Origin of the sequence: Halomonas sp. 25-S5 (assembly GCF_029889845.1) — a bacterium.
Lineage (GTDB): Bacteria > Pseudomonadota > Gammaproteobacteria > Pseudomonadales > Halomonadaceae > Halomonas.
The window spans coordinates 197,128-218,015 of record NZ_JARANV010000004.1 but is presented as its reverse complement, the minus strand read 5'-3'; the positions used below and the strand labels follow the sequence as shown (position 1 = coordinate 218,015).

Below are 20,888 nucleotides of genomic sequence, written 5' to 3'. Positions count from 1 at the left end.
CAGCACGCGAGCCAATCCCGATGAGGAAACCATCAACTGGAGAGCCGTGTGCGGGAGAACCGCACGCACGGTTCGGAGGGCGGGGAGGCTAAGCCTTCCCGACCCCTATCAAGGTCCGCACGGCGTCAGGCGTGTCCCCGACTTCGTATCAAAGATTTCCAACAGGTAGCGAAATGGCGAACGAAAGCTCCTCTCCGGATAGCCCTTCACAGAATAGCCCGCAGAACGACGAGAACCGCCTGATTGCGGAGCGTCGTGCCAAGCTGGCCGCTCGCCGCGAGCGTGCCGCCGAGACCGGGGAAAGCGCCTTTCCCAACGACTTCCGTCGCGACAGCCTGGCGGCCGAGTTGATCGATGAGCTTGGCGACCGTGAGAAGGCCGACCTGGAGTCGCTGGACCGTCGAGCCGCCGTGTCCGGGCGGATCATGCGCAAGCGCGGGCCCTTCATCGTCATCCAGGACCCGTCCGGGACGATCCAGCTCTATGTCGACAAGAAGGGGCTGCCGGCCGAGGTGCTGGAGGACGTCAAGGGCTGGGATATCGGCGATATCGTGGCGGCCCGGGGGCCGGTGCACAAGTCGGGCAAGGGCGACCTCTACGTGATGATGGTGGAGGCCAGGCTGCTCACCAAGAGCTTGCGCCCGCTGCCCGACAAGTTCCACGGCCTCACCGACATGGAGGCGCGCTACCGCCAGCGCTACGTCGACCTGATCATGAACCCCGACTCGCGCCAGGTGTTCGAGACCCGCGCCGGGGTGATCAGCGCCATGCGACGCTTCTTCGAGGATCGCGGCTTCATGGAAGTGGAAACCCCCATGCTGCAGCCGATTCCCGGCGGCGCCACGGCACGCCCCTTCGTCACCCACCACAATGCGCTGGACATCGACATGTACCTGCGCATCGCCCCGGAGCTCTACCTCAAGCGCCTGGTGGTGGGCGGCTTCGAGAAGGTCTTCGAGATCAACCGCAACTTCAGGAATGAAGGGCTTTCCACCCGCCACAACCCCGAATTCACCATGATCGAGTTCTATCAGGCCCATGCGGACCACAATGACCTGATGGACCTCACCGAGGAGATGCTGCGCAGCGTGACCCAGAAGGTGCTGGGCACCACCATGGTGGTGAATACCGTGCGCAACGGCGAGGGCGAGGTGCTGGAGACCTTCGAGTACGACTTCGGCCAGCCGCTGCGGCGCATCACGGTGTTCGATGCCATCCTCGCGTTCAACCCGGAGATCTACGCCGAGGCGCTGGCCGACGCGTCCGCCGCGCGCCAGATCGCCGAGCGCCTGGACATCGACGTCAAGGATGGCTGGGGGCTGGGCAAGGTCCAGATCGAGATCTTCGAGAAGACGGTGGAGCACCGTCTCCAGCAGCCCACCTTCATCACCGAGTACCCCACCGAGGTGAGCCCGCTGGCGCGGCGCAAGGACGCGAACCCCTTCGTCACCGAGCGCTTCGAGTTCTTCGTCGGCGGCCGTGAGATCGCCAACGGCTTCTCGGAGCTCAACGACGCCGAGGACCAGGCCGAGCGCTTCCGCGCCCAGGCCGCGGAGAAGGAGGCCGGCGACCTGGAGGCGATGTACTTCGACGCCGACTACGTGCGGGCGCTGGAGGTTGGTCTGCCGCCCACCGCCGGCGAGGGCATCGGCATCGACCGGCTGGTGATGCTGTTCACCGACAGCGCTTCCATTCGAGACGTGCTGCTCTTTCCGGCGATGCGCCCGGAAGTCGATTGACAGGTGATACGTTGAGGGGCGCCGGAGGTAGGTCGAAGAGGAGGTCCTACGCCAGGGGTGAGGAGCACTGCTCCGAACGGGCTGGCCATGGATGGCCAGCACCGGCCCTGCAAGCGAAGCAGGACGCGAGAGCGAAGCAGGGCGTCGGTAGCGCCCAGGGAGGGGTTTACAGCGCCTCCTCGTAGGCCTTCCGCCGGATCAGCCCCGCCCCAGCGTGTCTATGATCGGAAGTGTTGGCAAGGGGCGGCCCGAGTACCCATAATGGTCGTCGTTTCGACGTCGAGGAGACCGTGATGAAACTGCTCAACCGCTCCGCCCTGAGCGTCAGGCCGACCCGGCATTTCGTGGATTGGGTCAATGCGCTCGAACCCACGATGGAGGGTGATGACCTGACCCTGGCCGACGTCGAACACGAAAGCACCGTCTACCTGATCCCGGAGATGGACGCGCCCGAGGCCCTGGAGGCCTTCGTGCGCGAGCGCTACCTCGAGATCCTGGAGACCGAGCTGCGCGCCTGGGAAGAGGACGAGCGCCAGTGGCCGGAGGCCCTGGACTGGGCGCTGTTCCAGCGCTTCCTGCAGGTCGAGCACAGCTACCTGGCCATCGACCTCGACAACGAGGCGGCACTGGAGATCTCCGAGGTGGATGACGCCCTCCTCCTGGAGACGGACCAGGACTGACCCTCCTGCCCGACAGCGATCATGGGAAACCGGCTTCGGCCGGTTTCCTCGTTATGGACCCCGCAGTGATGGAAGCAGGATGAGTCGACTCTTCACGACCCGCCCCGGCGACGACGGCCTGCCGGGCCCCGAGCGGCGCCTGGCGGTACTGGCGCTGGTCGTCGGTACCCTGATGGCGGTGGTGGACACCACCATGGTCAACATCGCGTTGCCCTCCATGGCGGCCGACCTCGGGGTCTCCGCCTCCCGGGTGGTCTGGGTCACCAACCTCTTCCAGGTCGTCTGTGCCGCCTTCCTGCTGGTCTTTGCCGCCCTCAGCGAGCTGGTCAGCCGCCGGCGACTCTATGTCGCCGGGGTGGCGCTGTTCACCCTGGCGGCCCTGGGCAGCGCCCTGGCACCGAACCTGGAAATTCTGTTGCTCTTCCGTGCCCTGCAGGGCCTCGGGGCAGCGGCGACCCTGTCCATCGGCCCGTCGCTCTACCGCTCGATCTTTCCCTCGCGGCTGCTCGGCAGCGCCCTGGGGCTCTCCGCCCTGGTGGTGGCCGGTGGCTACGCCGCGGGACCGACTCTCGGTGGGCTGGTGCTCTCGGTGGCCAACTGGCCCTGGCTATTCGCCTTGCACGTGCCGCTGGGACTCTGCGCGTCCTGGCTGGCCTGGCGGGCGCTGCCCCGGGAGGCGGGGCGGCGCGATGGCTTCGACTGGCGCGGCGCGCTGTGTTCGGTGGCCATGCTGGCCGGGCTCTTCCTCGGCCTGGACGGTGTCGGCCACGGAGCGCCGGCCTGGCAGGTGCTCGCCTGGCTGGCACTGAGCCTGCTCAGTGCCGTGCTCTTCGTGCAGCGCCAGCGCCGGGCCCGCCATCCGCTGCTGCCGCTCTCGCTCTTCGACGAGCGACGCTTCACGCTGGCGGTCTCGGCCTCGGGGCTCGCCTTCGTCGGCCAGGGCCTGGCCTTCGTGGCACTCTCCTTCCTCTATCAGCAGGAGATGGGCTTCACGCCGCTGGAGACCGCCTGGATGTTCACGCCCTGGCCGCTGGCGATCATGCTGGTGGGCCCCCTGGCCGGGCAGCTGGCCGACCGGGTCAACCCCAGCCTGCTCTCCAGCGGCGGCCTGGTGCTGCTGCTGCTGGGACTGGCGGCCCTGGCCGGGCTCGACGCCGACGCCAGAGTGGCGGACAGCCTGTGGCGCACGGCGCTCTGCGGGCTGGGCTTCGGGCTCTTCCAGCCGCCCAACAATCGCGAAATGATGGCCAGCGTGCCCCGCGAGCGCAGTGCCAGGGCGTCCGGCGTGATGAGCACGGCCCGCACGGTGGGCCAGTCGCTGGGCGTCGCCCTGGTGGGGGCCTTCCTGGCCGCCGGGGCGCCAGTGCAGGCGACCCTCTGGGCCGGGGCGGGCGCCTGTGGGTTGTCGCTCGCGGCGAGCCTGGGGCGGGTGTCGCTGGCCGGGCGGGCCCAGCGCGAGGCGCGCCGTACCGAGCCGCGGCGGGCGTCGTCGGACCCGGACTGAAGGCGTACAATGGGCCCATCACTCACTCAGCATCGGAACCCCGACATGAGCATCCAGGCCACCATCGAAGACAAGCTCAGGGCCCTTGAGCCCGCCTTCCTGGCGGTGGAGAACGAGAGCCATCGGCATAACGTGCCGGCGAATTCCGAGACCCACTTCAAGGTCACCCTGGCCGCCTCCCGCTTCGAGGGGCTGATGCCGGTCAAGAGGCACCAGCAGATCTATGCGCTGCTCGCCGACGAGCTCGCCGGCCCCGTCCACGCCTTGGCCCTGCACCTCTTCACGCCCGAGGAGTGGGAGGCCAGCGGCCGCTCCCGCCCCGACTCCCCCGACTGCCGGGGCGGCGACCGGTCGTGACCCCGGAGCCGCAGCGCCTGCAGTACCTGGAGGCCATGGGCCTGACGGCCTGGGCCTCCCGCTATCGCCTGCCCAATGCCCTACCCACGCAGGCCTGTGAGTGGGAGGCCGCCGCGCCGGTGGCCGAGGTCCGCCGCGCCCCGGGGGAGCGGCTGCATGCGCTGCTCGACGAGGCCGTGGAGGCGCAGGTCGCCGCCCCACGAGCGGCCCCCGCCGAGCCCGAACCGCGCCATCGTCCCGCGGCCGGCAGGGCCCGCGCGCTGCTCGGTGACCTGGCGCCCAGCGACGAACCGGGGGCCACGCCCGAGGCGGTGAGCCCAGGCCCCGTGCGTCACCGCGGGGAGGCGCTGCGCTTCACCCTGCAGGTGGCCTGCCTGGATGGCCGCTGGCTGGTGCTGCTGCCCGGGGAGGCACCGCCCGGCGGCGTGGAGTTGCGCCTGTTGCGCCATCTGCTGCAGGCCGCTGGCGTGGTGCCCGAGCAGATGCCGGCCTTCGAGGCCTTCCGCTGGCCTCAGGTGGAAGGATTGCCGGTGGAGGCGCCGCTGGAGGAGGCCCGGGAGGGGCTCCAGGCCTTCCTGGCCGGCCGGCAGCGGCGAGGCTGGGTACCGGAACGGCTGCTGGTGTTCGGGGAAGACGAGACCCTCGCCAAGCTGCTGACTCTCTCCGAGGGCCACTGCCCGCTGCTGGCAATGCCGGCCTGGCAGGGGCCTGCGTTGGGCGAGCTGGCCGGTAGTGCCGAGGCCAAGCGCGTCCTCTGGCCGCAGATGGCAGGCTGGCGCGATGCCTGGCGAGCGGGTCGTGAGGCCGACTGAAACCTTGCGCCGGCTGGTGCCGGCCGACCTGGCGATGCTGTCGGCGCTGGAGCAGGCCGCCAGCCCCGACCCCTGGACGCCACACCAGCTGCAGGCGGCGCTGGTCGATTCCGATACCCGGGTGTTCGGCATCGAGCATGGGGCGTGCCTGGTCGGCCATGTGGTGGTGGTGCGGCTGCCCTTCGATGCGGAGCTGCAGGCGATCCTGGTGGTCCGGGAGGCGCGTCGCCAGGGAGCGGCGGGGCGCTTGCTGGCGGCGGGGATCGAGCAGGCGCGGACTTGGCGCAGCGAGCGCCTGCTGCTGGAGGTCAGGGCGGGCAACGAGGCGGCCCTGGCGCTCTACCGGCGTGCGGGATTCGGCGAGGACGGCCGGCGCCGTGGCTACTACCCGGCGCGCCTCGGCGGCCAGCGGGAGGATGCGCTGCTGATGTCGCGCCCGCTGGCCTGATGCTGCCTCAACTGCTGGCGGTCGTCTCGACCTCGTCGAACTTGCCCAGCAGGGCGGAGAGGCGACGCTCCCACTCCTCGCGCTCCTGCTTCAGGCGGGCGTTTTCCTCGCGCAGCTCCTCGGCTTCCATCCTCATCAACTCCAGGGCCTCGACGGCGCTGGTGACCTTCTGTTCGAGCTGGTTGAAGAGTTCGATACTCATCCTGTTCTCCTGACGACATCCTGCTGGTGGGGCGTGCCCGATGGGGTTCCTTCAGCGCGCAGCGTAACGCCGCGCTCGGGGCTCAGCAAGCGTCGCCGTCGGGCGACCTCGCGCCAGGCGGATGCCGGCGGTAGAGCCGCCCGGTGCTGTCGCCGGCGCGCACCTCGCGGTGCAGTTGCCAGCTGACGGGCACCTCGGGAGTGAGCACCGACTCGGTTTCCACGTAGATCAGCGCATCCTCGGCGAGCCAGCCGTCCTCCAGGGCATCGCAGCAGGCCTCGGCGAGCCCCTGGCGGAAGGGTGGGTCGAGGAACACCAAGGAGAAAGGGACGGGGTCGCCGGTGAGGAAGGCCAGGGCATCGGCGGTGACCAGGCGTCCGCGCTCGGTGGCCCCCAGGGTCGCGAGGTTGTCGGCCAGCTGGCGCGCCACCCGGGCGTCGTGCTCGACGAACACCGCCTGCCGGGCGCCCCGCGAGAGAGCTTCCAGGCCGAGCGCCCCGGTGCCGGCGAAGAGGTCGAGGACCCGTGCCCCGGGCGTGGTGGCGGCGAGCCAGTTGAACAGCGTCTCGCGCACCCGGTCGGGGGTCGGGCGCAGCCCCGGGCGGTCGAGCACCGGCAGTTGGCGGCGCCGGTACTCGCCGCCGATCAGGCGCAGCCGTCCGGGGGCCCGGCGGCCGGCGTTCTGGCGGCCGGGACCCTTGGTGGGTGTAGCGGCCGATCGGTGGGGCTTTCGAGAGGCGGGGCGGCGTCGTGTCATGGGGGCGGATTGTAACCGCCGGCTTGTCCACAGTCATGGTGCGCGATGGTAGGATGAGGCGATTCGTTCATCCGTGAGGCGTGATCCCCCCATGTTCGGTATTTTCAAGCGCAAGAAGCAGCAGGAAGAGCGGCAGACGACACCGCAACAGGAGGCCGAGCGCCGGTCGGAAGAGCAGGAGGCCGAGCGCCGGTCGGAAGAGCAGGAGGCCGAGCGCCGGTCGGAAGAGAAAGCGGCAGACGACGTCACCGAGACCGCGCCGCCGGCGGAGGCTACCGACGAGGTCGACGAACCGGCCCGGGACACGGCCGCCGAGCCAGAAGCGGCACCCGAGATGCCGGCCCCCGAACCCGAGCCTGCGCCGCCCAGGGCGGCCCTGCAGGAGAAGCCGGTCGCCGAGAAGACGGGCTGGTTCGCGCGTATCCGCGCCGGGCTCGGCAAGACGCGCGCCAACCTCACCGATGGTCTGGCCGACCTCTTCATGGGCCGCAAGCAGATCGACGACGATCTCATGGAGGAGCTCGAGACCCAGCTGCTGATGGCGGACGTGGGCATCGAGGCCACCACCGAGATCATCGACCGGCTCACCGACCGGGTCTCGCGCAAGGAGCTCAAGGAGCCCCCGGCGCTCTACCGTGCCCTGCAGGAGGAACTCGCGGCGATGCTCGAACCGGTCACCCGGCCGCTGGCGCTGCCGCCCAAGGGCGCAGGCCCCTTCGTGATCCTGGTGGTGGGGGTCAACGGCGTGGGCAAGACCACCACCATCGGCAAGCTGACCCAGCGCTTCCAGCGCGAGGGCCGCAGCGTGATGCTGGCCGCCGGCGACACCTTCCGGGCAGCGGCGGTGGAGCAGCTCAAGGTGTGGGGCGAACGCAATGACGTGCCGGTGATCGCCCAGCACACCGGGGCCGACAGCGCCTCGGTGATCTTCGATGCCCTCTCCGCCGCCCGCGCGCGTGGCGTCGACGTGCTGATCGCCGACACCGCCGGCCGCCTGCACAACAAGGCCCACCTCATGGAGGAGCTCAAGAAGGTCCACCGGGTGATGGGCAAGCTCGACGCCAGTGCTCCCCATGAGGTGATGCTGGTGCTCGATGCCGGGACCGGCCAGAACGCCCTCGCCCAGGCCTCGACCTTCAACGAGGCGGTGCCAGTCACCGGCATCACCCTGACCAAGCTCGACGGCACCGCCAAGGGCGGCATCATCTTTGCCCTGGCGCGCCAGCTCGGCACGCCGATCCGCTTCATCGGTGTCGGCGAGTCGCTGGATGACCTGCGCCCCTTCGCGGCCAGTGAGTTCGTCGCTGCCCTGTTCGACCGCGAGCCGGTGTCGCCCGAGTCATGATCGCCTTCGAGCACGTCGGCAAGCGCTATGGAGGGCGCTATGATGCGCTCGCCAACATCGACTTCCGAGTGCGGCGCGGCGAGATGGTCTTCCTCACCGGCCACTCCGGCGCGGGCAAGAGCTCGCTGCTGCGCCTGATCATGCGCCTGGAGCGACCCAGTCGCGGCAAGGTGCGGGTGGCGGGCCATGACATCGACCGCCTGCACCACAGCCAGATTCCCTTCTATCGGCGCCAGATCGGCGTGGTCTTCCAGGACCACCAGCTGCTCTTCGACCGCTCGATCTATCACAACGTGGCCTTGCCGCTGGAGATCCAGGGGGTCGAGCACCGCGAGGCGGCGCGGCGGGTACGAGCGGCGCTGGACAAGGTGGGGCTGTTGCACCGCGAGGCCGCGCTGCCCATCGAGCTCTCTGGCGGCGAGCAGCAGCGGGTGGGCATCGCCCGGGCGGTGGTCAACAAGCCGGCGCTGTTGCTCGCCGACGAACCCACCGGCAACCTCGACCCCCAGCTCTCCGCCGACATCATGGCGCTGTTCGAGGACTTCAACCGCATCGGCACCACGGTGATGGTCGCCAGCCACGACCTGGCGTTGATCGCCCGTCTGCGTCACCGCACCCTGCGGCTCCACGAGGGGCGCCTGGTGGCCGACGAGGAGGTCGTATGAGTCGCGAATCCGCTCCCTCGCCCCGTGGCGCACGCACCCACCGGTCGGCAGGCGGCGTCCGTTGGCGGTCCTGGGCGCGTCACCATCGCGTCATGGCCCTCGATAGTGCGCGCCGCCTGCTGCGCCGGCCACTGGGCAGCCTGCTGACCATGCTGGCCATCGCCATCGCCCTGGTGCTACCCGCGGGGCTCTGGTTGACCCTGGACAGCGCCCGCCTGCTCGACGCCGAGCTGGAGGAGAGCGCCACCCTCACCGCCTACCTGGCCACCGGGATCGGGGAGGGCGAGGCCGGTCGCATCGAAGAGGCGCTGGCCGCCCAGGCCGGCGTCGCGGCGACCCGGTTGATCACCGCCGCCGAGGGCATGGCCGAGTTCCAGCAGGCGCTGGGGCTGCGCGATGCCTTGGCCCGGCTCGAGGGCAATCCCCTGCCGGCCAGCGTGGTGGTGCGCCCCGGGAACCCCGATCCGGAGGCGGTGCGACGGCTCGCCGAGGCCCTCGAGGCCGTCCCCGGGGTCGACGAGGTGCGCCTGGATCTCGCCTGGCTCGAGCGCCTGCGCCACCTCGCCGAGCTGGGCCAGCGGGTCACCCTGGCGCTGGGCGTGCTGTTCGGGCTGGGCGTGCTGCTGGTGGTGGGCAACACCATCCGGCTCGCCGTGGAGAATCGCCGCCAGGAGATCGAGGTGGTGACCCTGATCGGCGCCACCCACGCCTTCGTGCGTCGCCCCTTCCTCTACAGTGGGGCCTGGTTCGGGCTGGGCGGCGGCCTGCTGGCCTGGGGCCTGCTGACCCTGGGCAGCGACTGGCTCTCGGCGCCGGTCTCGGCCCTGGCGGCGAGCTATGGGGCCAGCTTCCACCTGCCGCGGCTGGGCGCCGAGGGGTCTACAATATTGCTTGCCTGTAGTACACTGCTTGGCTGGCTGGGTGCCTGGATCGCCGTGAATCGGCACCTGGCGGAGATCCGGCCGCGCTGAGGCGGGTGGTTGGACGATTCTTCGCCTCATCTGGCTACATACGGAACTTTCCACGGCCTTTGCCGTCGTATTCAGCCACCATGAACAGCACTATGGGCTTCGAAGGAGACAACCTGCACATGAGCACCAGTCTTCTGCCGGTGGGTCAGCTCTCCCCGGGTCATGACCTGAACGGTTACATCCAGGCGGTCAACAGCATTCCCATGCTGACCGTCGACGAGGAGCGGGATCTGGCGTACCGGCTGCACGACGAGGGGGACCTCGAGGCGGCACGACGCCTGGTGCTCTCGCATCTGCGCTTCGTCGTCTACATCGCGCGCAGTTACTCCGGCTACGGCCTGCCCCAGGCCGACCTCATCCAGGAAGGCAACGTCGGCCTGATGAAGGCCGTCAAGCGCTTCGACCCCAACCAGGGGGTGCGGCTGGTCTCCTTCGCCGTGCACTGGATCAAGGCCGAGATCCACGAGTTCGTGCTGCGCAACTGGCGCATCGTCAAGATCGCCACGACCAAGGCCCAGCGCAAGCTGTTCTTCAACCTGCGCGGCGCCAAGAAGCGCCTGGCCTGGCTGAACAGCGACGAGGTGGAGGCCATCGCCAAGGACCTGGACGTCAAGCCCGAGGTGGTACGCGAGATGGAAGGTCGCCTGTCGGCCCATGACGCCGGCTTCGATGCCTCGCCGGGGGAGGACGACGAGTCCGCCTACCAGGCGCCGGTGCACTTCCTCGATGATGCCAGCGCCGACCCGGCCACCCAGCTCGAGGACAGCGACTGGGAGCAGGATGCCACCCATCGCCTGCAGCAGGCCCTGGAGGCCCTCGACGAGCGCTCCCGGGACATCCTTCAGCGTCGCTGGCTGGGGGACGACAAGGCCACCCTGCACGAGCTGGCCGACGTCTACGGCGTCTCCGCCGAGCGCATCCGCCAGCTCGAGAAGAACGCCATGAAGAAGATCCGCCTGCAGATCGGGGATGCCCTGGTGGCGTGACCGCCGGTAGCGCCGAGCTTCAAGCGCCAAGCTGCAAGGAACCCCCGAAGGTCTCGCCCTTAGGGGGTTCCTCGTTTGGGGCCTGCTGTTCGCTTGCCCCTGTTATGCCGTCTGCGGGCTCTCCCGCAGCAGCTGGGCCGAGAGCAGCGCCCACTGGTCGTCCCAGTGCTCGGTGGGACGGTGGCGGAAGTCGCTGCGCACGTAGCGCGAGATCTGCCCCTCGAGGTGGGCCAGCAGCAGGTTGGCAGCCGCCGAGACCGGCAGCGAGGGGCGCCGCCCCTCGCGTAGCTCCGCCTCGCGCAGCACCTGCTTGAGCTGGGTCTCGAGGCGCTCGAAGAGCTGGTGGATGCGAAGGCGCAGCCGTGCCGTCTCGCCGGTCAGGGCGTCGCCGCCCAGCAGGCGCGACAGCCCCGGGTTCTTCTCGGCGAAGGCCAGCACCAGGGTGAGGATCTGGCCGCAGCGCGGCACCGCCTCCGGCACCTCCTCGAGGATGCGGCCGATGCGCTCGAAGAGGGCCTCCTCGATGAAGGCGATCAGCCCCTCGAACATCCGTGCCTTGCTGGGGAAGTGGCGATAGAGCGCCGCCTCCGAGACGCCGACCTGGCGGGCCAGGGCGGCCACGGTGATGCGCTTGCCGCTGTCCTCCTCCAGCATCAGGGCGAGGCCCTGCAGAATCTGCTCGCGGCGACTGGGGGTTGGTGTTTCCTGCGTCATGTCGTTATGTTCTTGTCGGTTCGGTGGATCGGGCCGGGGGGCTCAGCCGGCGTTCGGGTCCTGGGGAATGTCGGTGATCAGGGTGCCCACCCCGGCGTTGGTGAAGATCTCCAGCAGGGTGGCATGGGGCACCCGGCCATCGATGATGTGGGCGCTCGCGACGCCGCCCTTCACGGCGTCCAGGGCGCAGCGGATCTTCGGCAGCATGCCGCCATGGATGGTGCCGTCGGCGATCAGGGCATCCACCTGCTCGGTGGTCAGCCCGGTGAGCACCTCGCCCTCGGCGTTCATCAGGCCGGCGACGTTGGTCAGCAGCATCAGCTTCTCGGCATCCAGGGCCTCGGCTATCTTGCCGGCCACCAGGTCGGCATTGATGTTGTAGCTGCGACCCTTCGCGTCCACGCCGATGGGGGCGATCACCGGGATGAAGTCGCGGGCGGCGAGCATCTCGAGGAGGTCGGTGGAGATGTGCTCCACCTCCCCCACGTGGCCGATGTCGATGATCTCCGGCGCGGTCATCTCCGGGCTCTGGTGTTCCACCTTGAGCTGTCGGGCGCGGATCTGCGCGCCGTCCTTGCCGGTCAGGCCGATGGCCTTGCCGCCGCACTGGTTGATCAGGTTGACGATGCCCTTGTTGACCAAGCCGCCCAGTACCATCTCCACCACGTCCATGGTCTCGGCATCGGTCACCCGCATGCCGTTGACGAACCGCGACTCGATGTTGAGCTTCGCGAGCAGGTCGCCGATCTGCGGGCCGCCGCCGTGCACCACCACCGGATTGATGCCGACCTCCTTCATCAGCACCATGTCGCGGGCGAAGGAGTCGATCAGGGTGTCCTCGGTCATGGCGTTGCCGCCGTACTTCACCACCACGGTCTTGCCGGAGAAGCGCTGGATGTAGGGCAGTGCCTCGGAGAGCACCTCCACCACCAGGCGCGGGTCGCGGGTCTGTTCGGTCATCGGTCGGGTTCCCTCTCCTGTCTATGCGGCGAACCGCCCCTCACAGGGGCAACGCGAGGTCGGGTGACACCTGGGTGAGGGCGTCGGTGAAGCGGCCGCGGATGCGGGCCAGGGCGGCGTCGTTCTTGCCCTCGAAGCGCAGCACCAGCACCGGCGTGGTGTTGGAGGCGCGGCACAGGCCCCAGCCGTCCGGGTAGTCGACGCGGATGCCGTCCAGGGTCGTCTTGACGCCCTCCTCGCCGAAGTCGCCCTCCCGGGCCAGCCGGTCCACCAGCGCGAACTTGGTCGCGTCGGTGACCGTGATGTTGATCTCCGGGGTGCCGACGTCCTGGGGGTAGCGAGCGAAGAAGGTATCGGCATCGTCGGCCTGCTTCGACAGGATCTCCAGCAGGCGGGCGGCGGCGTAGAGGCCGTCGTCGAAGCCGTACCAGCGCTCCTGGAAGAAGATATGGCCGCTCATCTCGCCGGCCAGCAGGGCGCCGGTCTCCTTCATGCGCGCCTTGATCAGCGAGTGCCCGGTGCGCCACATCTCCGGCGTCCCGCCGGCGTCCTCGATCACCCGGGTCAGGTTGCCGGTGCACTTGACGTCGAAGATCACGCGGGCGTCGCGATTGCGTGACAGCATGTCCTCGGCGAAGGCCATCAGCAGGTGGTCGGGGTAGATCAGCGTGCCACTTGGCGTGATTACGCCGAGGCGGTCGCCGTCGCCATCGAAGGCCAGGCCGATGTCCGCGCCGGTCTCCTGCACGGTGCGAATCAGGTCCTGGAGGTTCTCGGGCTTGCCCGGGTCTGGGTGGTGGTTGGGGAAGGTGCCGTCGATCTCGGCGAACAGCGGGAGGGTCTCGGCGCCGAGGCGCTCGACCAGCGCCGGGCCCAGTTCGCCGGCCACGCCGTTGCCGCAGTCAACCACCGCCTTGAGCGGGCGGGCAAGCGTGACGTCGCCGAGGATGCGCGCCAGGTAGGCGTCACGCACGTCCTCCTGGCGCACGCTGCCCTGGCCCTCGCTGAGCTCGCCGCTGGCCAGGCGGGTGTGCAGGGCGGTGATGGCATCACCGGAGAGCGTCTCGCCACCCAGCACGATCTTGAAGCCGTTGTAGTCCGGCGGGTTGTGGCTGCCGGTGACCATCACGCCCGAGGCCGTGCCCTCGAGCACGTGGGTGGCGAAGTAGAGTACCGGCGTGGGGACCATGCCGATGTCGACGACGTCGCAACCCGACGACAGCAGGCCGCGGGTCAGGGCGGCCAGCAGGCGCGGGCCGGAGAGGCGGCCGTCGCGGGCCACCACCACGGTGGACTCGCCGCGCGACCGGGCCTCGCTGCCGATGGCGCGGCCGATCTGCTCGACACCTGGCTCGGTCAGGGTGTCGTCGACGATGCCGCGGATGTCGTAGGCGCGGAAGATCGAGGCGGGGACTGCCTGGCTCACTTCTTGGGTCATGGGGTCCGTCCTGTGTGGAGGTTCGAGTGGCTGGGTGCCGTCTCAGTGCCGGCCGGAACTGCCGAACCCACCGGTGCCACGCTGGTCGGTGCCCCGGTGGCTGGCGTCGAAGTCCTCGACGACCTCGAGCTCGGCCTGCACCACCGGCACGAGCAGGTACTGTGCCAGCCTCTCGAAGGGCTCGATGGTGAAGGGCGCGTCGCCACGGTTCCAGGTGGAGATCATCAGCTCGCCCTGGTAGTCGGAATCGATCAGGCCCACCAGGTTGCCCAGCACGATGCCGTGCTTATGGCCCAGGCCCGAGCGGGGCAGGATCATCCCGGCGAGGGCCGGGTCGGCGATGTGGATGGCAAGCCCGGTGCGCACCAGCTCGCACTGCCCGGGCGCCAGAGTCAGGGGGGCATCGAGCAGGGCGCGCAGGTCCATGCCGGCGGATCCTTGGGTGGCGTAGTGAGGCAGATGATCGCGCAGGCGCTCGTCGAGCAGCTTGACGGCGAGGCGCGGGCGATCGGGGAGGGTGGGCATCGGGGATCCTCGAGTGTTCGGTGTCAAGGGGCGTGGCGGGGCGACAGGCAGGCCAGGGCGCGGCGCACCACCGCCAGGGCGAGTTGCGACTTGGGCTGGGGGGCGAGACTCTCGCTGCCTTCCCTGTCGCCTTCCCGCCACAGCAGCAGGGCGGCGTTGTCGTCGCTGCCGAAGCCGAGCCCGGCCCGGGCGACGTCGTTGGCGACGATCATGTCGAGTCCCTTGCGGGCCAGCTTGTCCCGGGCATAGGCCTCCAGGTCGCGGGTCTCGGCGGCGAACCCCACCACCAGCGGGCGCTGCGCCTCGGGCAGGGCGGCCACGGAGGCGATGATGTCGGGATTCTTCACCAGGCGCAGGGTGAGGCCCTCCTCGCCCTCGACCTTCTTGATCTTGTGCTCGGCGGCCGTCTCGGCCCGGTAGTCGGCCACGGCGGCGCAGCCGATGAAGAGATCGCTGTCGGCGGCCAGCCGCTGGGCGGCCTCGTGCATCTCCCGGGCGGTCTCCACGTCGATGCGCTCGACGCCAGCCGGTGTCGGCAGGGCGACCGGGCCACTGATCAGCCGCACCCGCGCCCCCAGCGCGGCGGCGGCGGCGGCCAGGGCGAAGCCCATCTTGCCGGAGCTGTGGTTGGAGAGGTAGCGCACCGGATCGAGCGGCTCCCGGGTCGGACCGGCGGTGATGGTGACGGTCAGACCGTCGGCCTCCTTTGAGGCGGGTGCCATAGGGAGCAGCGCCGCCACGATCGCCTCGGGCTCCAGCATGCGCCCCGGTCCCACGTCGCCGCAGGCCTGGTCGCCGCTCTCCGGCCCCAGCAGCTGCCAGCCGTCCTCGGCCAGCTGGCGCGCATTGCGCTGCGTGGCCGGATGGCGCCACATGGCCTGGTTCATGGCCGGGGCCATCACCGTCTCGGCCTCGCTCGCCAGGCACAGGGTGGTCAGCAGGTCGTCCGCCAGGCCCTGGGCGAGGCGCGCCATCAGGTCGGCGGTGCCCGGGGCGATCAGGATGGTGTCGGCCCAGCGGGCCAGCTCGATATGCCCCATGCCGGCCTCGGCCTGGGGGTCGAGCAGCGAGGTGCGTACGGCTTCACCCGTCAGGGCTTGCAGCGTCAAGGGCGTGATGAAGGCCTGGGCGCCCTCGGTCATCACCACGCGCACCTCGCAGCCGGCCTGGGTGAGCAGGCGGGCAAGCTGGGCGCTCTTGTAGGCGGCGATGCCGGCGCTGATGCCGAGCAGTACGCGTCGGCGGGAGAGTGTCGACATGGCGGTATCCGAGCGAAAATCGGGTCGTCTACCTTACCACCGGTGCCCGACCTTGCGTAGCCGCTGGACCGACTACACTGACAGTCACGGATGTCAGGCAGGGAGGCAGGGATGTCGATTCGAGACTGGCCGGAGGGGGAGCGCCCCCGGGAGAAGTTGCTGGCGCTGGGCGTGGAGGCGCTTTCCGATGCCGAACTGCTGGCGATCTTCCTGCGCGTCGGTGTGGAGGGGCGCTCGGCGGTGGACCTGGCCCGGGACCTGCTGTCGGCCTTCGGCGGGCTTCGCCAGCTGCTGGAGGCCGACCAGGCTCGCTTCTGCGCCGAGCACGGCATGGGCATGGCCAAGTATGTCCAACTCCAGGCCACCCTGGAGCTGTCGCGGCGGCATCTCGCCAGCCAGCTGAGCCGGGGCGATGCGCTGACCTCGCCTTCGCTGGTGCGTGCCTACCTCGCCGCCCAGCTGCGCCATCTCGGCCACGAGGAGTTTGCCGCGCTTTTCCTCGACAGCCAGCACCGCGTGATCCGCTACGAGTCGCTGTTCCGCGGCACCCTGGACAGTGCCTCGGTCTACCCTCGCGAGGTGGCTCGCCGTGCCCTGGAGCTGGGCGCCGGCGCCATCATCTTCGCCCACAACCACCCCTCCGGCGTGGCCGAGCCCAGTGACGCCGACCGGCGCATCACCGAGCGCCTGCGCGAGGCGCTCGGGCTCTTCGAGGTGCGCGTGCTGGACCACTTCGTGGTGGGCGATGGCGAGGTGGTCTCCTTCGCGGAACGGGGGTGGTTGTGAAACCGGCATGCGTGATGGGAAAACGACAGGGCTATCGCAGTTGGATCTGACGAGGGGCGCCGGGGACAGGTCGTAGAGGGGGTCCTACGCCAGGGGTGAGGAGCATTGCTCCGAACGGGCTGGCCATGGATGGCCAGCACCGGCCCTGCAAGCGGAGCAGGACGCGAGAGCGAAGCAGGGCGTCGGTAGCGCCCAGGGAGGGGTTCACAGCGCCTCCTCGATGGTCCGGCACTCCGGGGCCTGTCGACGGATTAGCCCCGAGCGATACCGCTATCTGCGATAGCCCTGGGGAAAACGGCGCATCGCTTGCCGAAGGCGGTGGTCTCTGGTATAAAGTGCAGCCTTTGAATTCCCTTGGGTCAAATGACAACGGGGTCATCCCGGTTTGCCCGACAGGTTTTGAACACTCAGGTCTAAACACCTGGCCAAGCGGTTGGAGGCTCTCATGTCCAAAGTATGTCAGGTTACCGGCAAGCGCCCGGTGACTGGTAACAACGTTTCACACTCCCAGCGCAAGACGCGCCGTCGTTTCGTGCCGAATCTGCATTCCCACCGTTTCTGGGTGGAGGCCGAGAAGCGCTTCGTCAAGCTGCGCGTCTCCTCCAAGGGCATGCGCATCATCGACAAGAAGGGCATCGAGGCGGTGCTCGGCGACATCCGCAAGCGCGGCGAAGCCGTCTAAGCGATTTATCACGGGAGATAACCGTCATGCGCGACAAGATCAGAATGATATCCAGTGCCGGTACCGGTCACTTCTACACCACCGACAAGAACAAGCGGAATACCCCGGACAAGCTCGAGATGAAGAAGTTTGACCCGGTCGTCCGCAAGCACGTGATGTACAAGGAAGGCAAGATCAAGTAAGCCTTGGTCGCTTCCGCCGCAGGCAGGAGCCTGTCAGCCTGAACCCGGCCCGATGGTCGGGTTCTTGCGTATCGTTGCCCCGCCGGACGAGACTATGCCCGAGCTGCCCGAAGTCGAGACCACCCGCCGGGGCATCGCCCCCCATGTGGAAGGCCGCGAGATCGTCGAGGTGATCGTGCGCCAGGCCCGCCTGCGCGTGCCGGTGCCGGCGGACCTCGTCGAGCGGCTGGTCGGGGCGCGCATCGGCGTGCTCGCCCGGCGTGCCAAGTACCTGCTGCTGCCGCTCTCACGGCCGGGGCAAGGCGAGGGCGGCGGTACCCTGCTCTGGCACCTGGGCATGTCCGGCAGCCTGCGCATCGCCCGCCTGGGCGAGCTGCCGAAGAAGCACGACCACGTCGACCTGGTGCTCGACGATGGCGGCATCCTGCGCTACCACGACCCGCGCCGCTTCGGCTTCGTCGACTGGCTGGCCGAGGGCCCGGCGCCGGATGCGCGCCTCGCCCGGCTGGGGCCGGAACCGCTGTCTGACGCCTTCGATGGCGCCCGGCTCTTCGACCTGTCCCGCCGCCGTCGGCTCACGGTCAAGCCCTTCCTGATGGACAACGCCGTGGTGGTGGGCGTGGGCAACATCTACGCCGCCGAAGCGCTGTTCCTGGCCGGCATCGACCCGCGTCGCGCCGCCGGGCGCATCGCCCGGCGGCGCTATGACCGCCTCGCGGCGGCGGTGCGCGAGGTGCTGGCGGCCGCCATCACCCAGGGTGGCACCACCCTGCGCGATTTCGTCGGCGGCACCGGCGAGCCCGGTTATTTCAAGCAGCGCCTCAACGTCTACGGGCGTGATGGCCAGCCCTGCCGGCGCTGCGGCTCCGAGCTGCGCCTGGTGACCCTGGGCCAGCGGGCCAGCGTGTTCTGCGGCCAGTGCCAGACTTGAACGATCCCCTCTTTCCCCTGCGAGACCCCCCATGACCCAGCACACCCTGCGCCTGAAGAAGAACGCCGACCGTCGCCTCAAGGCCGGCCACCTGTGGCTCTACTCCAACGAGATCGACATCCAGGCCACGCCGCTCAAGGACATCGAGGCCGGGGCACAGGTGGTGGTCGAGGCCGCCAATGGCAAGGCCATGGGCGTGGCCTACGTTAATCCGCATTCGCTGATCTGCGCGCGGATGGTCTCCCGCGACCCGGCGCAGGGGCTCGACCGTTCGCTGCTGGTCCACCGCCTCAACCAGGCACTGGCGCTGCGCCAGCGGCTCTTCGACAAGCCCTTCTATCGGCTGGTGCATGGCGAGGGCGACCTGCTGCCGGGGCTCATCATCGACCGCTTCGGTGACGTGCTGGTCGTGCAGGTGAACACGGCCGGCATGCAGGCCGTGCTGCCCGAACTGCTCGACGCCCTGGACAAGGTGCTGTCGCTGTCGGCGGTGGTGCTGCGCAACGACACCAGCGGTCGCCGTCAGGAGGGCCTCGAGGCCGGCGTCGAGGTGGTGAAGGGCACGCTGCCCGACCGGGTGCTGCTGGAGGAGAACGGCGTGCAGTTCGTCGCCCCGGTGCTCGACGGCCAGAAGACCGGCTGGTTCTATGATCATCGGGTCAATCGAGCCTGGCTCAACGGCCTGGTGGCCGGCAAGCGGGTGCTGGACCTGTTCAGCTACGTGGGGGGCTGGGGCGTGCAGGCCGCGGCCAACGGTGCCAGCGAAGTGCTCTGCGTGGATGCCTCCGGTCCGGCGCTGGAGCGGGTCGCCGAGAACGCCGCTCTGAACGGGCTACACGAGCGGGTGGCGGTGGGCGAGGGCGACGCCTTCGAAGTCCTGGCGGCCCTCAAGGCCGAAGGCGAGGAGTTCGACGTGGTGATCCTCGATCCGCCCGCCTTCATCCGCAAGCGCAAGGATATCCCCAACGGCGAACGCGCCTACGGCAAGCTCAACCGCGAGGCAATGCGCCTGCTGGGACGCGACGGCCTGCTGCTCTCGGCCTCCTGTTCCATGCACCTGGCGCCGGAGCGCCTGGTCGAGGTGGTGCGTGGCGCGGTGCGTCACCAGGACCGCCAGGGGCAGATCCTCTTCCAGGGCCACCAGGGACCGGATCACCCGGTCCATCCGGCGATCCCCGAGACGTCCTACCTCAAGGCCCTGGGCGTGCGCGTCTTCCGGGACTAGCGCGCGATGCTCCCCGGCTACGTTCGCGCCTTCGCCCACTCCAATGCGCTGCTGGTCAGCCACGTGCACAACGTGCTGACCGCGGCCGGCATTCCCGCGGAGCTGCGTAACCTGACCCTGGGCGGTGGCGCCGGTGAGCTGCCGCTGGGGGAGTGTGAGCCGGAGGTATGGGTGGCGCCCCACAACTTCGCGCGCGCCGAGGTCCTGATCCGCCAGGCCCTGGAAGGCACGAGCGAACGCCCGGCCTGGACCTGTCCGGGATGCGGGGAGCGCCTCGAGGGCGCCTTCGACACCTGCTGGAACTGTGGTACCCACCGAGAGCCCTGAGGCGGGCCGGGGCCTGGCCACGTCTTCCTGAGCGAGATCGTTAGCCGGGCCACCTCCTCGGCCGTCCTGGTAGGCTTTCCTGCAGGGGTAATGGCTGGAAGAAGAATTTCGGGCAAGAAAGCCCTCTTGTACTGATATTTTCCGTTCTTCTGCGTGGGCTCTTCATGTATGGACTGCCTGTGCTGTAATGGGGAGGAAAGCCACCCAACAACAGTGTGCAGGAGCAAGTCATGCAGATCGCCGTGCCCAAGGAAATCAAGAACCACGAGTACCGTGTCGCCCTGACCCCTACCGGCGCCCGGGAGCTGGTCGGCCGTGGCCATACGGTCACGGTGCAGGCCGGGGCCGGCGAGGGCGCTGGCTTCGCGGACGTCGCCTATGAGGCCGCTGGGGCGCGCCTCGAGGCCGATGTGGCCAGGGTCTGGGACGGCGCCGAGTTGATCCTCAAGGTCAAGGAGCCGCAGGCCGAGGAGGTCGCGCGTCTCAAGGCCGGCCAGACGCTCTTCACCTACCTGCACCTGGCCGCCGAGGAGACCCTTACCCGCGGCCTGATGGCCAGCGACGCCACCTGCATCGCCTACGAGACCATCACCGACCGCCAGGGCGGCCTGCCGCTGCTGGCGCCGATGAGCACCGTGGCGGGGCGCATGGCCATTCAGGCCGGCGCCCACAGCCTGGAGAAGGCCCAGGGCGGCGCCGGCGTGCTGCTGCCCGGGGTGCCCGGGGTGGCCCCGGCCAGGGTGGCCGTGATCGGCGGCGGCGTGGTGGGCGAGAATGCCGCCCGCATGGCGCTGGGCCTCGGTGCCGAGGTCACGGTACTCGACAAGTCGATCCCGCGCCTCGAGACCCTCGACGACCGCTACCAGGGCCGCATGAAGACGGTCTTCTCCACCGCTGATGCCATCGACGAGGCGGTGCGCGAATGCGACCTGATCGTCGGTGCCGTGCTGATCCCGGGGGCCGCCGCGCCCAAGCTGATCACCCGCGAGATGCTCGCCGAGATGAAGCCCGGCAGCGTGCTGGTGGACGTGGCCATCGACCAGGGCGGCTGCTTCGAGACCAGCCGGGCCACCACCCATACCGACCCGACCTATATCGTCGACGGGATCGTGCACTACTGTGTGGCCAACATGCCGGGCGCCGTGGCGCGCACTTCCACCCAGGCGCTGACCAACGCCACTCTGCCGTTCGTGATCGCCCTGGCCGACAAGGGCTGGCAGCAGGCGCTGGCCGACGACGCCCACTTCGCCGCCGGCCTCAACGTCCACGCCGGACAGGTGACCTACCAGGCCGTGGCCGAGGCCTTCGGTCTCGATTTTGTCGAGCCTGCCGATCTGCTGGGGTAGTGGACAAGCCCAGGACGATCGCCGATGGCAACACCGCTCAAGGCTTT

At 69.3% G+C, this 20,888-nt stretch carries 24 protein-coding genes; 17 read left to right on the top strand and 7 right to left on the bottom strand.

What is annotated here, in order from left to right; genetic code table 11:
• The first annotated feature begins 173 nt into the window (after positions 1-173).
• The 6 genes from lysS to OP498_RS05335 all read left to right on the top strand — a co-directional run bounded on the left by lysS (position 174) and on the right by OP498_RS05335 (position 5,540).
• The gene (gene lysS / locus OP498_RS05360) at positions 174-1,739 is read left to right on the top strand and encodes a lysine--tRNA ligase (protein ID WP_280550074.1); all 1,566 of its coding nucleotides are present in this window, start codon (positions 174-176) and stop codon (positions 1,737-1,739) included.
• A gap of 293 nt (positions 1,740-2,032) precedes the next feature.
• A complete protein-coding gene (locus OP498_RS05355) occupies positions 2,033-2,419 on the top strand; it encodes a hypothetical protein (RefSeq protein WP_280550075.1) in 387 nt (128 codons plus the stop codon).
• A 79-nt stretch (positions 2,420-2,498) separates the two neighbouring features.
• Positions 2,499-3,923, top strand: a complete 1,425-nt coding sequence (locus OP498_RS05350) for an MFS transporter (protein ID WP_280552846.1) — start codon at positions 2,499-2,501, stop codon at positions 3,921-3,923.
• A 45-nt stretch (positions 3,924-3,968) separates the two neighbouring features.
• Positions 3,969-4,280 (top strand): BolA/IbaG family iron-sulfur metabolism protein, encoded by a 312-nt coding sequence (locus tag OP498_RS05345; RefSeq protein ID WP_280550077.1) that lies wholly within the window; start codon positions 3,969-3,971, stop codon positions 4,278-4,280.
• The gene (locus OP498_RS05340) at positions 4,277-5,092 is read left to right on the top strand and encodes a hypothetical protein (protein ID WP_280552845.1); all 816 of its coding nucleotides are present in this window, start codon (positions 4,277-4,279) and stop codon (positions 5,090-5,092) included. The genes OP498_RS05345 and OP498_RS05340 overlap by 4 nt, the downstream gene beginning before the upstream one ends.
• A complete protein-coding gene (locus tag OP498_RS05335) occupies positions 5,079-5,540 on the top strand; it encodes a GNAT family N-acetyltransferase (RefSeq protein WP_280552844.1) in 462 nt (153 codons plus the stop codon). Before OP498_RS05340 ends, OP498_RS05335 begins: the two co-directional genes overlap by 14 nt.
• 7 nt (positions 5,541-5,547) lie before the next feature.
• Here the strand turns inward: OP498_RS05335 and OP498_RS05330 are convergent, their stop codons facing one another.
• Positions 5,548-5,742 (bottom strand): cell division protein ZapB, encoded by a 195-nt coding sequence (locus OP498_RS05330; RefSeq protein ID WP_106231375.1) that lies wholly within the window; start codon positions 5,740-5,742, stop codon positions 5,548-5,550.
• An 82-nt stretch (positions 5,743-5,824) separates the two neighbouring features.
• The gene (rsmD, locus tag OP498_RS05325; protein ID WP_280552843.1) at positions 5,825-6,499 is read right to left on the bottom strand and encodes a 16S rRNA (guanine(966)-N(2))-methyltransferase RsmD; all 675 of its coding nucleotides are present in this window, start codon (positions 6,497-6,499) and stop codon (positions 5,825-5,827) included.
• A gap of 91 nt (positions 6,500-6,590) precedes the next feature.
• Between rsmD and ftsY the strand changes: the two genes are divergently transcribed.
• The 4 genes from ftsY to rpoH all read left to right on the top strand — a co-directional run bounded on the left by ftsY (position 6,591) and on the right by rpoH (position 10,466).
• A complete protein-coding gene (gene ftsY / locus OP498_RS05320; RefSeq protein WP_280552842.1) occupies positions 6,591-7,844 on the top strand; it encodes a signal recognition particle-docking protein FtsY in 1,254 nt (417 codons plus the stop codon).
• Positions 7,841-8,509, top strand: coding sequence for a cell division ATP-binding protein FtsE (ftsE, locus tag OP498_RS05315; RefSeq protein ID WP_280552841.1), 669 nt, complete (start codon positions 7,841-7,843; stop codon positions 8,507-8,509). Before ftsY ends, ftsE begins: the two co-directional genes overlap by 4 nt.
• Positions 8,506-9,480, top strand: a complete 975-nt coding sequence (ftsX, locus tag OP498_RS05310; protein WP_280550083.1) for a permease-like cell division protein FtsX — start codon at positions 8,506-8,508, stop codon at positions 9,478-9,480. The genes ftsE and ftsX overlap by 4 nt, the downstream gene beginning before the upstream one ends.
• Before the next feature lie 119 nt (positions 9,481-9,599).
• Positions 9,600-10,466: an RNA polymerase sigma factor RpoH gene (gene rpoH / locus OP498_RS05305; RefSeq protein WP_280550085.1), complete on the top strand. Its 867-nt coding sequence runs from the start codon at positions 9,600-9,602 to the stop codon at positions 10,464-10,466.
• A 102-nt stretch (positions 10,467-10,568) separates the two neighbouring features.
• Here rpoH and slmA read toward each other — a convergent pair whose 3' ends face one another.
• From slmA to coaBC, 5 genes are read right to left on the bottom strand one after another with little or no spacing between them, the layout of a single operon-like run.
• Entirely contained in the window at positions 10,569-11,180 is a 612-nt protein-coding gene (gene slmA / locus OP498_RS05300) for a nucleoid occlusion factor SlmA (RefSeq protein WP_280550087.1), read from the bottom strand.
• A gap of 42 nt (positions 11,181-11,222) precedes the next feature.
• Positions 11,223-12,140: an acetylglutamate kinase gene (gene argB, locus OP498_RS05295; protein WP_280552840.1), complete on the bottom strand. Its 918-nt coding sequence runs from the start codon at positions 12,138-12,140 to the stop codon at positions 11,223-11,225.
• 40 nt (positions 12,141-12,180) lie between these two features.
• Entirely contained in the window at positions 12,181-13,578 is a 1,398-nt protein-coding gene (locus OP498_RS05290) for a phosphomannomutase/phosphoglucomutase (RefSeq protein WP_280552839.1), read from the bottom strand.
• 42 nt (positions 13,579-13,620) lie between these two features.
• Positions 13,621-14,103 carry a dUTP diphosphatase gene (dut, locus tag OP498_RS05285; protein ID WP_280550094.1) on the bottom strand — a complete coding sequence of 161 codons (483 nt, stop codon included), beginning with the start codon at positions 14,101-14,103 and terminating at the stop codon, positions 13,621-13,623.
• 23 nt (positions 14,104-14,126) lie between these two features.
• Positions 14,127-15,362 (bottom strand): bifunctional phosphopantothenoylcysteine decarboxylase/phosphopantothenate--cysteine ligase CoaBC, encoded by a 1,236-nt coding sequence (gene coaBC, locus OP498_RS05280; RefSeq protein WP_280552838.1) that lies wholly within the window; start codon positions 15,360-15,362, stop codon positions 14,127-14,129.
• Positions 15,363-15,473: 111 nt separating this feature from the next.
• On the opposite strand from coaBC, the gene radC reads away from it, so the two are divergent.
• The 7 genes from radC (at position 15,474) to ald (ending at position 20,841) form a co-directional block, all read left to right on the top strand.
• The gene (gene radC / locus OP498_RS05275) at positions 15,474-16,148 is read left to right on the top strand and encodes a DNA repair protein RadC (protein ID WP_280550098.1); all 675 of its coding nucleotides are present in this window, start codon (positions 15,474-15,476) and stop codon (positions 16,146-16,148) included.
• A 445-nt stretch (positions 16,149-16,593) separates the two neighbouring features.
• A complete protein-coding gene (gene rpmB / locus OP498_RS05270; RefSeq protein ID WP_089712820.1) occupies positions 16,594-16,830 on the top strand; it encodes a 50S ribosomal protein L28 in 237 nt (78 codons plus the stop codon).
• A gap of 26 nt (positions 16,831-16,856) precedes the next feature.
• On the top strand, positions 16,857-17,012 hold the full coding sequence (gene rpmG / locus OP498_RS05265) for a 50S ribosomal protein L33 (protein WP_089712818.1): 156 nt from the start codon (positions 16,857-16,859) through the stop codon (positions 17,010-17,012).
• 94 nt (positions 17,013-17,106) lie between these two features.
• Positions 17,107-17,943, top strand: a complete 837-nt coding sequence (mutM, locus tag OP498_RS05260) for a bifunctional DNA-formamidopyrimidine glycosylase/DNA-(apurinic or apyrimidinic site) lyase (RefSeq protein ID WP_280550745.1) — start codon at positions 17,107-17,109, stop codon at positions 17,941-17,943.
• Between the two features lie 31 nt (positions 17,944-17,974).
• Positions 17,975-19,168 (top strand): class I SAM-dependent rRNA methyltransferase, encoded by a 1,194-nt coding sequence (locus OP498_RS05255; protein ID WP_280550748.1) that lies wholly within the window; start codon positions 17,975-17,977, stop codon positions 19,166-19,168.
• Between the two features lie 6 nt (positions 19,169-19,174).
• Complete coding sequence (locus OP498_RS05250) at positions 19,175-19,495, top strand: DUF2007 domain-containing protein (protein WP_280552837.1); 321 nt, start codon at positions 19,175-19,177, stop codon at positions 19,493-19,495.
• A 230-nt stretch (positions 19,496-19,725) separates the two neighbouring features.
• Positions 19,726-20,841: an alanine dehydrogenase gene (gene ald, locus OP498_RS05245; protein WP_280552836.1), complete on the top strand. Its 1,116-nt coding sequence runs from the start codon at positions 19,726-19,728 to the stop codon at positions 20,839-20,841.
• Positions 20,842-20,888 lie beyond the last annotated feature (47 nt).

What these genes read in the sequence shown, in the direction of transcription:
- lysS (WP_280550074.1), top strand. Translation starts at nt 174, where the DNA reads ATGGCGAACGAAAGCTCCTCTCCGGATAGCCCTTCACAGAATAGCCCG.
- OP498_RS05355 (WP_280550075.1), top strand. Translation starts at nt 2,033, where the DNA reads ATGAAACTGCTCAACCGCTCCGCCCTGAGCGTCAGGCCGACCCGGCAT.
- OP498_RS05350 (WP_280552846.1), top strand. Translation starts at nt 2,499, where the DNA reads ATGAGTCGACTCTTCACGACCCGCCCCGGCGACGACGGCCTGCCGGGC.
- OP498_RS05345 (WP_280550077.1), top strand. Translation starts at nt 3,969, where the DNA reads ATGAGCATCCAGGCCACCATCGAAGACAAGCTCAGGGCCCTTGAGCCC.
- OP498_RS05330 (WP_106231375.1), bottom strand. Translation starts at nt 5,742, where the DNA reads ATGAGTATCGAACTCTTCAACCAGCTCGAACAGAAGGTCACCAGCGCC.
- rsmD (WP_280552843.1), bottom strand. Translation starts at nt 6,499, where the DNA reads ATGACACGACGCCGCCCCGCCTCTCGAAAGCCCCACCGATCGGCCGCT.
- ftsY (WP_280552842.1), top strand. Translation starts at nt 6,591, where the DNA reads ATGTTCGGTATTTTCAAGCGCAAGAAGCAGCAGGAAGAGCGGCAGACG.
- ftsE (WP_280552841.1), top strand. Translation starts at nt 7,841, where the DNA reads ATGATCGCCTTCGAGCACGTCGGCAAGCGCTATGGAGGGCGCTATGAT.
- ftsX (WP_280550083.1), top strand. Translation starts at nt 8,506, where the DNA reads ATGAGTCGCGAATCCGCTCCCTCGCCCCGTGGCGCACGCACCCACCGG.
- rpoH (WP_280550085.1), top strand. Translation starts at nt 9,600, where the DNA reads ATGAGCACCAGTCTTCTGCCGGTGGGTCAGCTCTCCCCGGGTCATGAC.
- slmA (WP_280550087.1), bottom strand. Translation starts at nt 11,180, where the DNA reads ATGACGCAGGAAACACCAACCCCCAGTCGCCGCGAGCAGATTCTGCAG.
- argB (WP_280552840.1), bottom strand. Translation starts at nt 12,140, where the DNA reads ATGACCGAACAGACCCGCGACCCGCGCCTGGTGGTGGAGGTGCTCTCC.
- OP498_RS05290 (WP_280552839.1), bottom strand. Translation starts at nt 13,578, where the DNA reads ATGACCCAAGAAGTGAGCCAGGCAGTCCCCGCCTCGATCTTCCGCGCC.
- dut (WP_280550094.1), bottom strand. Translation starts at nt 14,103, where the DNA reads ATGCCCACCCTCCCCGATCGCCCGCGCCTCGCCGTCAAGCTGCTCGAC.
- coaBC (WP_280552838.1), bottom strand. Translation starts at nt 15,362, where the DNA reads ATGTCGACACTCTCCCGCCGACGCGTACTGCTCGGCATCAGCGCCGGC.
- radC (WP_280550098.1), top strand. Translation starts at nt 15,474, where the DNA reads ATGTCGATTCGAGACTGGCCGGAGGGGGAGCGCCCCCGGGAGAAGTTG.
- rpmB (WP_089712820.1), top strand. Translation starts at nt 16,594, where the DNA reads ATGTCCAAAGTATGTCAGGTTACCGGCAAGCGCCCGGTGACTGGTAAC.
- rpmG (WP_089712818.1), top strand. Translation starts at nt 16,857, where the DNA reads ATGCGCGACAAGATCAGAATGATATCCAGTGCCGGTACCGGTCACTTC.
- mutM (WP_280550745.1), top strand. Translation starts at nt 17,107, where the DNA reads ATGCCCGAGCTGCCCGAAGTCGAGACCACCCGCCGGGGCATCGCCCCC.
- OP498_RS05255 (WP_280550748.1), top strand. Translation starts at nt 17,975, where the DNA reads ATGACCCAGCACACCCTGCGCCTGAAGAAGAACGCCGACCGTCGCCTC.
- OP498_RS05250 (WP_280552837.1), top strand. Translation starts at nt 19,175, where the DNA reads ATGCTCCCCGGCTACGTTCGCGCCTTCGCCCACTCCAATGCGCTGCTG.
- ald (WP_280552836.1), top strand. Translation starts at nt 19,726, where the DNA reads ATGCAGATCGCCGTGCCCAAGGAAATCAAGAACCACGAGTACCGTGTC.